The sequence below is a fragment of the Polyangium jinanense genome, assembly GCF_028435365.1.
In genome coordinates, this window is sequence record NZ_JAGTJJ010000069.1 from 40124 (window position 1) to 52178 (window position 12055).

11 protein-coding genes are annotated in these 12055 nt (G+C 68.9%); 4 read left to right on the top strand and 7 right to left on the bottom strand.

What is annotated here, in order from left to right; translation table 11 throughout:
* Positions 1-254 precede the first annotated feature (254 nt).
* The 7 genes from KEG57_RS47995 to KEG57_RS48025 form a co-directional block, all read right to left on the bottom strand.
* Positions 255-2339, bottom strand: a complete 2085-nt coding sequence (locus KEG57_RS47995; RefSeq protein ID WP_272428977.1) for an acetoacetate decarboxylase family protein — start codon at positions 2337-2339, stop codon at positions 255-257.
* A gap of 10 nt (positions 2340-2349) precedes the next feature.
* Positions 2350-3375, bottom strand: coding sequence for a polyprenyl synthetase family protein (locus tag KEG57_RS48000; RefSeq protein WP_272428975.1), 1026 nt, complete (start codon positions 3373-3375; stop codon positions 2350-2352).
* Between the two features lie 18 nt (positions 3376-3393).
* Complete coding sequence (locus KEG57_RS48005) at positions 3394-4299, bottom strand: hypothetical protein (RefSeq protein WP_272428973.1); 906 nt, start codon at positions 4297-4299, stop codon at positions 3394-3396.
* Positions 4296-6464, bottom strand: coding sequence for an FAD-dependent oxidoreductase (locus KEG57_RS48010; RefSeq protein ID WP_272428971.1), 2169 nt, complete (start codon positions 6462-6464; stop codon positions 4296-4298). The genes KEG57_RS48005 and KEG57_RS48010 overlap by 4 nt, the downstream gene beginning before the upstream one ends.
* A gap of 135 nt (positions 6465-6599) precedes the next feature.
* Positions 6600-7292, bottom strand: coding sequence for an amino acid ABC transporter ATP-binding protein (locus KEG57_RS48015; RefSeq protein WP_272428969.1), 693 nt, complete (start codon positions 7290-7292; stop codon positions 6600-6602).
* An 11-nt stretch (positions 7293-7303) separates the two neighbouring features.
* On the bottom strand, positions 7304-8893 hold the full coding sequence (locus KEG57_RS48020) for an ABC transporter substrate-binding protein/permease (RefSeq protein ID WP_272428967.1): 1590 nt from the start codon (positions 8891-8893) through the stop codon (positions 7304-7306).
* A 141-nt stretch (positions 8894-9034) separates the two neighbouring features.
* Positions 9035-9478, bottom strand: a complete 444-nt coding sequence (locus KEG57_RS48025) for an acyl-CoA thioesterase (RefSeq protein WP_272428966.1) — start codon at positions 9476-9478, stop codon at positions 9035-9037.
* Between the two features lie 232 nt (positions 9479-9710).
* On the opposite strand from KEG57_RS48025, the gene KEG57_RS48030 reads away from it, so the two are divergent.
* From KEG57_RS48030 to KEG57_RS56340, 4 genes are all read left to right on the top strand, one after another.
* Positions 9711-10181, top strand: a complete 471-nt coding sequence (locus KEG57_RS48030; RefSeq protein ID WP_272428964.1) for a hypothetical protein — start codon at positions 9711-9713, stop codon at positions 10179-10181.
* Positions 10182-10311: 130 nt separating this feature from the next.
* Positions 10312-10530, top strand: coding sequence for a hypothetical protein (locus tag KEG57_RS48035; RefSeq protein ID WP_272428962.1), 219 nt, complete (start codon positions 10312-10314; stop codon positions 10528-10530).
* Positions 10531-10643: 113 nt separating this feature from the next.
* Positions 10644-11585: a DODA-type extradiol aromatic ring-opening family dioxygenase gene (locus KEG57_RS48040; RefSeq protein ID WP_272428960.1), complete on the top strand. Its 942-nt coding sequence runs from the start codon at positions 10644-10646 to the stop codon at positions 11583-11585.
* 320 nt (positions 11586-11905) lie between these two features.
* Positions 11906-12055: IS4/Tn5 family transposase DNA-binding protein (locus KEG57_RS56340; RefSeq protein WP_372518248.1), on the top strand; the 150-nt coding region annotated here is incomplete at its 3' end.

Genomic DNA, 12055 nt, shown 5'->3' on the forward strand with positions numbered 1-12055 from the left:
GCCCCGGGACCCGGACCAGCGCAAGCGCTGGACTCGGGGTCGATGAACTGCGCGATGCGCAGTTCATCGAACAGGCCAGGTCAAGACCAACGACGATCCTGCCCGCCTGCCACCGGCCTGTGGGAAGAACTGCGCATCGCGCAGTTCTTCCCCAAATGGTCCAGGGCTTGCCCTGGTTCGGGTCGAGGGGCGAACAGCCCCCGCGGGGCCCGGGGCAGCGCCCCGGCGCGACGCCTCGCGATGAGACCCATGCTTCAGGTCTCGTCGCGCGGGGGGATCACCCATTGCTTGCTGCCCGCGCGCATGGCCAGGTTGCGGCCGAGATGCTGCCGCATCGCGACGCGGGCCCAGAAGGGGCGTATGGGCTCGAGGACGTACACCTCGGCCGTGCCGCTCACGTCCACCGCTTTCCAGTGGAGCCCGAGCGTCTCGACGATGGGCTGACTTGGATAGGCGTGGAGTCGGATTTCGAGGCGGTTTTTGATTTCGTCGACCTCGAGGACTTGCTCGAACACCCGTTCGAGGAGGACCACGCTCTGGTAGCAGGCGGCGATTGGATCCTGCGCGTCGCGGAATTGTTTTACGGTGAGGATGTCGAGGGAGCCCGTCATCGAAAGAGGGCCGAGCGCGTGGTCCTCCTGCTCCACGTGCTGGGGGAAGGTCTCGTTCAGGAGGAACGAGGTCGTCGAGACGGGCGGCGTCGTGGATCCCTGGACAATCTCGATGAGCCGCCGACGCTCCGCCTTCTGGCCGTACCCGAGCGTGGGGAGCACGTCCGCGAGCACGGTGAGCAAGGGGCGCGGCATTCGCGGCGAGGGCCCGGCGGGATCCATCCATCCATCGGCCGGGCTCGCGAATTCGGCGGGTAAGGTCGGGATGCCGCACACCTCGGAGCGCGCGATCGCGGCGGCATCGCGGTTCGCGTAGCAAAACACCGGCACGAGCGCTCGGCCCTGTAGCTCGCCATTGAAATGCCACAGGATCGGCAGGAGCATTTCGAGGTCGCGATCCTCGTCGAAGCTCGATGCCACCATGTACACGTACGTGCCCCAGGCCTCGACGCGATACGGTGTGTCCTTCAGCATCGCGCCGAAGGAGGCGTCGCAGAACGCCTGGAGCTTCGCCCGGTCCGCGAGCATCGGGAGCACGCGCAAGGTCGCGTCCGGACGATGGAAGGGCCCGGGGGCGGGCTCGAAGGCGACGCCCCGCGCGGTGTTGAAGCGCGGAAGGGGCTCGGGATGGGTCGCGGGTGTCGACAGGGGCAGCCCGCCGTCGCTGCGCCAGCCGTCCGAGAACGGCGTGCGCCACGCGAGCACGTCGCCGCGGGGGTACTTCATGTCGAAATGGAGCCAGAAAGGGAACACGGGTTCGAGCACGCTCACCGGCTCGCCGTGCGCGCCCCGCTCGCGAGGGCCCGTGATTTCGAGCCCGAGAACGTCGCCGAGGGAGACACCGGCATGTTCGTGCAGGCGAATCCGATATCCACCCGTGACGTCGCCGGAAAGGAGGTGGCGATCGCCGAAGAAGCCGACCTGCTTGATGCTGTCGATGAGCATCTTCGTCGTGACGAACCCCTGGTAATCGGCGATTTCGGGCTGCGCGGCGTCCCGGAATTGCTTCAACGTGAGCGCGATCCAGTACGGGGTCGACGTGTGGAGACCGACGACGAAACGCCCGAGATCCCGCGCCATCCGTACGGCGTTCGCGGGGGCCCCGCCGGGTCGCTCGCGCCAGAGCCCCATGCCCTGGAGCATGTCGATGCCCTGCGAGAGCCATCGGCTGGGCGTCTCGAAGGGCGAGAGGGATGCGACTTCCTCGATTTCGAGGAGTGTGCCCCTCGGCGCGTTCACCCTCGCGAGGATCCTTCCGGCCGTGGGATCGTCGACCCACCCGCTCGCGGTGGGCACGAGGTGCCCGGGCGATTTGGGCCACCCGTACACCCCGCGGCCCGTCGTCATCGAGAGCGGGTTGTCCACGAAAATGTGAGGCGTGAGGTACACCCAATCCTTGAAGACGAGCTGATGGCCCTCCTTTGTGTACCACGCGAGAGGGATCGTCAGATTGATCTCGTGCTGCGCGATCCACCCCAAATTCGCCGATTCGACCGCCATCTTGCCGTAATGGAGGATTTGCAGATACACGTACGGCAAGAACACCCGGAATTGCCCGACCTCGGGCGGCGCGATGTCGTTCACGTACGCGTCGACGAAGCGCTGCACCCGCTCCATGTCGGCGAGGAGCGGGAAGACCCGCATCGTCACCCCCTCGAAACGGAAGGGCGGGACGAGCTGCATCGTCGGATACATGCCCGGCGCCAGGTTGAAGAGGGGTTTGGCCATGGCCCGCGCGTCAAGCCCGCTCGATGACCCAGCGGGGGAGCGCTTCGAGGAACCGTTTGTCGCGGGAGTCCGGCAGCGCGCCGAACAGGAGGGAACACTCGTGCGAGGCCGCGCCCGCAAGCCCCTGCGCGACCTGACGCGCGTATTCGATGCACCCGTAATGATCCATTCGCTCGCGCACCCAGGTGATCTCCTCGCGGGTGCGCTCGACGCGCGGCAGCGCGAGCAGGCGGCCGAGGCGCTCGCGCTCCTCCGCCGTCCCCTCCTCGAAGAGGCGAATCAGCATCATCGTCCGTTTGCCCTCGTGGATGTCGCCCCCGAGCTCCTTGCCGTAATCGTTCTCGTCGCCGGTCAGGTTCAGGAGATCGTCCTGGATCTGAAACGCCGCGCCGAGGAAGAAGCCGAAGCGGATGAACGCGTCGGGATCGATCGAGTCGAACGTGGCGATCATCGCGCCGACGCGGACCGGGTGAATCATCCCGAGCCAGCACGTTTTCTTGAGGACCATTTCGAGGTAATCGGACTCGCGCACGCCGGTCGCGTTCTCGTGACGCCAGCCGAGCTCCATGGCCTGCCCTTCGGCCGTCTCCGAGGCCATCCGCTCGGTCTCTTCGAGGATACGCAGCGCGAGGCGCGGGCCGAGGTTGCGGAAATTCGCGAGCAGCGGGCGGAGGCCGAGGAGCCCGAGCATGTCGCCGACGTTGATGGCGATCGGAATGCCATGCGTCGTGTGCAGCGTGGGTTTGCCCCGGCGGCGCTCGCTTTCGTCCTCGATGTCGTCGTGGACGAGCATGGCATTGTGCAAGAGCTCGATGGACGCGGCCGTGTCGAGGGCGTCCTCGGGCGGGCAGCCGAAGGCGCGGGCCGTGGCGATGCAGAGGCTCGGCCGGAAGCCGCGGCCGCCACGCTGCGGATACTCGGCCACGAGGTCGTAGAGAAAGCGCCGCGGCTCGCGCGCCGGGAGGTATTGAAAGAGCCGCGCGCGCGCGGCCGCACCGTATTCTTGCAAGACGGCGGGGACGATCTCGGCGAGCATGGTGTCCTCGGCCCCCCGTCAGGCCTTCAAGGTGACGGTCACGCGACCGACGGGCGAGCGGCTCGTTTCGTCGATCACCACGCCGCTGTAGGTGCCGGCGGGCTGCTCGGGCGGTATTTGCAGGGTGAGCCCGAGGGCGCCGTCGTTCGAGAAGCGCACGCCTTCGAGCGGGAGCGCGCCCTGCACGTCGAGCGCGGCGAGCGCCGGGGCGACGAGGTGTTTTCCGGTGGCGCCGGGCCCGAGGTGCAGGCGCACCTCCGCGGCGCGGCCGAGGTGAACGTCGAACCGCAATGCAATGCCCGCTTCCCGCTCCGGAGCGTCCTGCGGCGGGCGCGGCGGCTCGTAGCGCTCGCGCGGCGGTTCGTAACGCTCGCGCGGCGGCGGTTCGTATCGGCCAAACGGGGCAGGGGGCTCGGGCCGCCCGTACGGCGGCGGCGGCTCGTAGCGGCCTTGCGGCGCGTACGCCGCGCGCGGGTCGTATCCGCCATAGGGCGAATGCGCATACGGCGACTGCGGCGCGCGGCCCTGCGGCATGAAGCCCATCGGCCCGGCGAAATCGAACATCATGCCGATGGCGTCCGACCAGTACCGCATGGCCCTTCGCGCCATGTCGCCGTACGACGGCGGCGGCCCGGCTTCGGGCCAGGATCCGCCGAACCCGCGCGCCGCCTCGCGGCCGCGGCGCATGTATTCGTCATACACGCGATACGCCGTGGACACGCCCGCTTCGAGGGAGGGACGGCCGTTCGGCGCGCCCGGGCCATTGGGCCCCGGCATGGGATCCGGGCGGCGCTCCGGCGGGGAGCGGAAGATCAAGGGCACGTCCCGAATGGGCTGGGTGCGGGCGGGGGGATCACGCCGCAGCCGGTCCTGCACGGGCGCGTCGTGGGGGAGAGGGCGATCGTGCGGATTCCACGGGTTCATGGGTGATCGTATCCGATGATTTCTTCGAGGGGAGGAAAATGGCTGATGGCGTGCGCGGCGAGCAGCCCCGACATGACGGCCGACTCGACGCAGCCCGTATCGAGCCCGGAGCGCGTCCAGTCGCCGGCGATGGTCAGGTTGTCGAAGGTCATGTCGAGCGGCGAAATGCGATATTTGATGGTCCCGGGCAAAGACAGGACGTACCGATCCGACGGGTTCACGTTCGCCGTCCAGAACTGCGAATCGAACCGCGCCGCGCCCGTGCGTTGTGGTGCGCCGGCACGGGCCTCCTCGGGGTCGACGAGCAGATCCCAGCGGAACTCGCCCGGCCTGCGGACGGCCGCGGGCCAGAGCCAGCCCACGTCCCAGTCGAGGAAGCGCACCACGTTGTCGCGCACGTAGGCGCGCGCGATGGCCGGCAAGTCCGGGCTCTCGGGCGCGACGTCCGGCAAGACGCTGCAGAAATACGCGATCGATCGGACCGGCTCCTCGAAGCATTCCACGCGCTCGAGGTGCGTCATGTCCGCCCACGTATCGAACGGCTCGACGAACCCCGACACGTTGACCGGCCCGGGCCGATTCCAGCCGAGCTCTTGCGCGTCCGCCCGGAGCCACACCTGAAACGCCTGCGTCGCGACGCTCTTCACGTTCTGCACCATCGCCCGCCACGACGGCGCCCGCTCGACGAGCTCCGGCGCCACGTGCGGAATGGCACCGACGCTCACGCCGAGGACGACGAAATCGAAATCCGCGCCCACCCGCAGCGTCTTCTCCCCCGCGCGGCGTGTCTCCCAGTGGGATTCGAAGGCCCAGCCCTCGCGCTCCAGGCGTTCGCCGTCCACGAGCTGCCGGTGGTCGGCCTTCGCGGGCCAGCAGGGCAGCCCCTTGAAGTCGACGAGCGGCGTGTACTCGCCGCCGCCCACGATCTCGGCCTGCACGTCGAATTCGAGCGCCCTGACGTGCGCCGGCCCCGCCTCGGGCGGCGAGAGTTTTACGTTGCGCAGGCGGTGGAAAAACTCGAAGTGGGCGCCGCGCTGCTTCAGGACCTCGTACATCGGGGCGAAGACGATGTCGCCCATGCCGGCCTGCATGCGGAAAAACAAGGATCCGCGGTACGTGAAGAACATCCGCAGCGCGCCGCGAAGCGCGACCCCCGCCGCGAGGGCCGGGCGCCGCACATCGCCGTCCTCGTACGCGAACGCGAGATCATAGAGCGCGCGGACGAACCCGGAGTCGAGCGAGCGCTCGGACGCGCCATTGCGGCGGAGCCAGTCCGACCATTCGTATTCGTTGATCGCGTCGAACCCGTCCGGATGGAACACGAGCCCGTACCGGAGCGAGCCCCGCACGATGCAGAGGATGAGCTCGACGACCTCCCACACCCGCCGAAGCCCCATGTCACCGCCGACGAGCGCGTCGAGCTCCCGCCGCACGACCGCGCCGATCGCGTCGAGCAGCCGGAGCAACGTGCCCTCGACGCTGTCCCGCGGCGACAGCGCGAAGAGCGATTGCAGCGCCGTGCGCAAGAGGTCCACCGCCTCGAACACGGCCGCCGTCGTGGCGAGCTGCCCGTACCGCAGGATTCGCTCGATCATCCCGAGCACGTCGCCCGGCGACGCCCCGACGCGGCGCGCCCCCTCGGACCCGGGCATCGTGGGCGCGGCGCGCCCCGCGTTCGCCGAACGCAAGAGCTCGGGGACGAGCGCGAGGGCTTTCTCCAGGTATCCCGCGACGCTGAAGGGGTTACGCTCCTCCAGCGGATCGCCGGGCATTCCTTTGCCGGGCGGGAACTGGGCGACCCACGGCTCCCACGCGCCGCTCGGCAATCGGTCCGTCACGCCGACGACGGGCGCGGGGGCGAACGCGTCCTCGAACGTCGCGATGGGGCAGGTGCGGGGATTCCGCCGGAGCTCGCCATAACACGAGCGCATCAAGCGGAACGCATTCTCGTAAAACCCCATCCAGAGGTGCAGGCCATGCTCCTCGATGCGGCCCGACGGCCCGCGGCCCGAGGCGCCTTTGCCGCCGAGCCGGAAGCCCATCTGATAGACGGTGACGTCGTAAAGGCCGCGGTGCTCGGGGCGGGTCAGTTCGAAGGCGGTCGCCATCGACGCGCATCCGCCTCCAATGATCGCCACCCGGACGGGGCGTTGGGGAGCGTACATTGCGGGCGCAGGATGCGGAGTTTCCGTCCTGTTTGCAAGAGGAAACAGTGTATTTCAGGACACGCGTTTCCGCGTTCCAGCCGCACCTGGGACGCCCGCGATCGAATCTCGCCCCTTGTCAAGGGGCTTCTCGCTTTACGCCGCCTCGGCGATCACTTCTTCCGGCGGGCCGAAGGCCGCCACGCGCCCTCGGTCGAGCACGAAGACGAGATCCGACGCCTCGCGCGCCACGGGCAGATCGTGCGTCACGACGATCTGCGTGACACCCGTCCCGGCCACGCGCCGCAGCGTCCGGCCGACTTCGTGTTTCAGCGCCGGATCGAGCGCGCTCGTGGGCTCGTCGTAGAGCAGCACCGAAGGCTCCATGGCGAGGGCGCGCGCGATCGCCACGCGTTGCTTCTGCCCGCCGGAGAGCGCCTCCGGGTACGCCTTCGCCTTGTCCTCGATGCCGAGCTCCGCGAGCAGCTCCTTGGCCCGTGCCTCCGCGCGCGCGCGCGCCTCGCCCCGCACGATGCGCGGCGCGAGCGTGCAGTTGTCGAGCACCGAGAGGTGCGGGAAGAGCTCGAAACTCTGGAAGACGAGCCCGATCTTCCCGCCAAACGAGCCGTGCTTCGCGCCCGCGCCGAACGTCACGCCGGAGACGTCGATCGTTCCGCCGTCGAAGGGATCGAGCCCGGACAAACAACGCAGGAGCGTGGTCTTTCCGGCGCCGCTGCGCCCGAGGACGCTGGCGATCTTGCCCGTCGGCACCTTCATGCAGAGCCCCGCGAGCGCGGGCGCGGCGGCGCCCGGGTGTCGCTTGACCAGATCGGTGACGCAGATCGACATCGTTCCCTCCTTCAAGCAGAAGCTGGCCGCCGGACCTTCGATCCGAGCCGTTCCTCCACGCTGCGCGACAGGCGCGCGAACGGGAGGCTCAAGCCAAGGTAAAACAGCGCCACCACGAGGCCGAGGCCGAGGTGGTCCCGCATGGCGCTGGCGAGGCTCGTATACGTCTTCGTGAGCTCGGTCAACGTGACGACCGAGATGAGCGAGCTGTCCTTGAGCAGCGCGATGAAATCGTTCGTCGTCGGCGGCAGGGCCACACGGATCGCCTGCGGCAGCGCCACGTGGCGGAGCGACGCGAGCTTCGAGAGCCCGAGCGTCCGCGCCGCGTCCATCTGCCCCGCCGGCACGCTCCCGAGCCCGGCGCGGTAGTTCTCCGCCTCGGCCGCGGCGTAGTTCAGCCCGAGCGCGATCACGCCCGCGACGAACGGCGAGAGCGTCAGGCCGAGCTCGGGCAGGCCGAAGTAGACCATCGTGAGCTGCACGAGCAGCGGCGTGCCGCGGAAGAGCTCGATGTAGCCCACCGCGAGCCACTGGAGCGGCTTCGGCCCGTAGACCCGCGCGAGCGCGAGCGCCATGCCGAGCGTCACGGCCACGGCCATCGCGAGCACCGAGACCACGAGCGAGAGCAGCGCGCCCCGCGCGAACAAGCGGAGCGTCGCCGGATATCGCTCCGTCACGCGTGACCAGAACGGAAGCGGTTTTCCGACGGCCGCGCGCCACGCGTCGTGCGCCTCGGCGACGACTGTGGATGGGGGCGCAGGCCCGCCGAGCAATTTTTCGGTGGGCTCGTTCCAGAGGCCCCAGCGCGCGTAGAGCGCGGCGAGTGTTCCGTCCTTCGCGAGCTCGTCGATCGCCCCGTTCACCGCGGCGAGCGTTTCCGCATCGCCCTTCGGAACGCCCACCGCATACGAGACCTCGCCAAACGAGCCGTCGACGACCTCCAGCGCGGGATCGATCGCCCCGTAATAAAGCGTGATCGGATCGTCGAGCAGCACCGCGTCGGTGCGGCCGATCCGGAGATCGTCGTAGATGTCGTTTTGCCCGCCGTCGTACGTCTTCACCTCGGCGCCCTCGCGCGTTGCGAGCCGCGCGGCGAGCGATCCGGGCAAGGTGCCGAGCTTGCGCCCGCGCAGCGCTTCGAGCGTGCGCGGCGCGCCCGCGTCGCCCTTGCGCACCGTGAGCCGCATGGCGGCGACGTAATAGGGACGCGACAGATCGGCGACGCGCTTCTTCTCCTCGGCGACCTCGATGCCGTTCACGACCACGTCGAAATCGCCGCGGGCGAGCAGCTCGAGCAGCCCGTCCCACTGCCCTTGCACGGGCCTCGGGCGCACGCCGAGCTTTTTCGCGAGCGCGGCGGCGAAGTCCACCTCGAAGCCGATGAGGTGGTTCGGATCCATCGGATCCTGGAAGACGTACGGCGCGCCGCCTTGTGAATCGTTCCCCCAGCGCAGCTCTCCGCGGGCACGGGCCTCGGCGACGGCGTTCCTCGCCGTCACGGGCGCTGTCTCGGTTTCCTCGGCGAGCACCCTAGCGGGGGCTACGAGCGCGAGGAGCGGGAGCAGGAGAAGAAGCGTGACCGCGAGGCGACGCTTGATCATCGTTTTCTTCGAGCACCTCCTACCGGGAAGGATCCCGAACGAGCGCGAAGGATGCGGGACCGGCGGGACGAACGCAAGGGGGTTCGGGGCGAAGCTCGGCTTGTCCGAGCGTAGCCCCGAGCGTTGAACGAAGAGCGGCCTTCAAACAGCGCTCGGAGGCACGACGAGCCGCTCGAGCGCGGCGCGGATCCGATCGGGGATCGGCGTGGGCTTTCGGTTCACCCGATCCACGAAGACGTGGACGAAATATCCCTCCGCGGCCACGAGCGCCTCGCCGCGCGGGAAGAGCCCGATCTCGTAACGCACGCTGGAGCGGCCGAGCTTGCCCACGCGCAGCCCCGCGTCGATGTCCGTCGGGAACGACACGCCGCGCAGGTACCGGCAATGCGACTCCGCGGCCACGCCGATCACGTCGCCGCGCTCGATGTCGAGCCCGCCTTCGCCGATGAGCCAGCGATTGATGACGGTGTCGAAATACGAGTAATAGACGACGTTGTTGACGTGGCCGTAGATGTCGTTATCCATCCACCGCGTCGGAATGACCAGGAAGTGAGGGTAGCCGTCGCGCCCGATCGTCTCGCTCATGGCGAACCCATACACGAAACGAGAGCGGGCGGGGACGCCGTGGGTGGGAGAGCGTTCGTCGCCCTGGCTCCGGATCGATCCTGCGGAAAACCTCAGGGTCGCGCGCTTTGTCCTTGAGTTCGACGAGCCCCCGCCGTTAGTGTGACCTCAAATGATCGGCGCCCCTTCTCCTTCCCCCGGCATCGTCGATGCTGGCCGCGCGAGGCGGCGAGGGGGAGCACGTCGGGGCGTCGTGGTCACGGTGCTTTCCGTGCTCGCGCTCGTCTCCGCCTTCTTCGGCGTCGAAGGAGGCTGTTTCGCCGCGGATCTTACGCGTGTGGTGAATGGCGGGGGCAAGGCCGTGCCGCGGGTCGCGCGATCGGCATCGCCGGGCGGTCGGCGTTTCGAAATTGCGCCGCTGGCTTCGAGCGGGCCGCACCGGCATCCACCGCCAGAAGCGGAGCACGAGCGCGGGGATCTCTCTTCGCAATCGTCGTCCGTGTCGTCGACACGCTTCCGCACCTCGGAAGCGAACGCCCCCGCGATCGACCCTCCGACCGGAGCGCTGCCCTGGCAAGAAGCCGGCACCGAGTCGAATCGCCTCCACGCGGACGAGCGCACCCAAGAGCTCACCCAGCGCCTCGAAAAAGCGGTCTGTGTTTCCGAGCGCCGCACCCCGCAGGAAGCCCGAGCCCCGCCGCGCCCGTCGCGGGGCTCTGTCTGAGCCCCCAGGCCGCCATTTCCACCGTTGAAAGGCGCGCGACGAACACCGCGTGAGCCCCCCTCGGCCCAGCGCCGCGAGCCGGGGCCCATGGCGTCGTCGTGCTCCGCTGGCATTGGCTCGGAGTGGGACATTGCAACAGCTCGTCCAGATCGATGGTTTGACCGTCCGTTGCCCGGAAGACGAGGTGGAGCGGGTACGCTCGCTCATCCGCGCGGCCAGCGGGACCGGCAAGGTCCCCGCAAAAGTCCTCGTCCTCTTGTTTTCCTGGCATCCGGAGCGCCACCGCACGACGTCCCTCGCCACCGCGCTCGAGTGGCTGGGGGCCGAAATCATCGAGGCGGCGACGTAACACGCCGGCTCCGATTGTTGCCCCGAGGAGAACAGTGTGTCTCTCCAGCGTGCTCTGGTGCGGACGAAGGGGCGGGTGCATCCTTCCTCGGTCCCACGCGAGGAGAAGAATGCATGAGCCAGGAACGTGAAGAGGGCCTGACGCGCCGCCAGGCGATCGTCGCGGGTATCGCCGGAGCGGCGACGATCGCGGCGCTGCCGGGCGCTCTGGGCAGCGCCGCCGAACCTTCGGCGGACGAGCACCAGAAGCCTTCGGTCCCGGGGCGTTTGCCCGTGGTGTTCCTGCCGCACGGCGGCGGTCCGTGGCCGTTCGTGGACGTCGGGATGGGCAAAGCAGAGTTCGACGAGCTCGCAAGCTACCTGCGCTCGATCCGCGCGCTGCCGAAGTCGCCGCCGTGGGCCCTGCTCGTGATCTCGGCGCACTGGGAGGAGCCGGTGCCGACGGTGATGACGGCCGAGCGTCCGCCCATGTTCTACGATTATTACGGCTTCCCGCCCGAGTCGTACACGCTGCAATGGCCAGCATCCGGCGCCCCGGAGCTTGCGGCGCGCGTGCAGGAGCTGCTCGGCGGGGCGGGGTTCCAGACGGCGACGAACGCGAAGCGAGGCTTCGATCACGGGACGTTCGTGCCCCTCAAGCTCACGTACCCGGACGCGGAGGTGCCGACGATCCAGCTCTCGCTGAAGCTCGGCCTCGATCCAGAGGAGCACCTCGCGATGGGTCGCGCGCTCGCGCCGCTGCGGGACGAGGGGGTTTTCATCCTCGGGAGCGGCATGACGTATCACAACATGCGTGGCTTCCGAGATCCGAGCGCAGGCGCAGTGTCGGAGGCGTTCGACGCCTGGTTACGCGAGACGATGGCGCTGCCGTCGAACGAGCGGGACGCGCGTCTCGCAGCATGGGCAAGCGCGCCGGCCGCGCGGCTCGCGCACCCGCGGGAGGAGCACCTCTTGCCGCTCATGGTCGTCGCCGGAGCGGCGGGCGCCGATCGGGGAACGACGGCGTACAATGGCGCGGTCTGGGGGAAACGTTTGTCCGCGTATCACTTCGGTTGAGCAGGGGCTCAGGTCGAAGGCGCCTCGCTGGGGCTCTGCCCCAGGCCCCGCGGGGGCTGTCCGCCCCTCGACCCGGACCAGCGCCAGCGCTGGACCTTTTGTGGAAGAACTGCGCGGTGCGCAGTTCTTCCAACAGGCGTCGCCGGTTGAAACGCCAGCGCTGCTGTCTTGGTTGGCAACGTCGCTCGCGGTCTTGACTCGGCCTGTGCGATGAACTGCGCACCGCGCAGTTCATCGTCCCGGGTCCAGCCCCTGGCCTGAGCATTGGTCCCATCTCCGATCGGTACATTCCCCCCCTCTGACGACATTTACCGAGTGAGATGTTGGATGCAGGGGCGGCCTCGTCGGCGGAAGCGTGGGCGGAGGAGGAGTTCGGGCATGCGGACCTTGGAGACAAGCGCCGGACCCGGCGACTGACGCGCATGGCCGCGCAGGCGGCGCTGTTTCCCTCGGGGAAGGTGAGTGAGGTT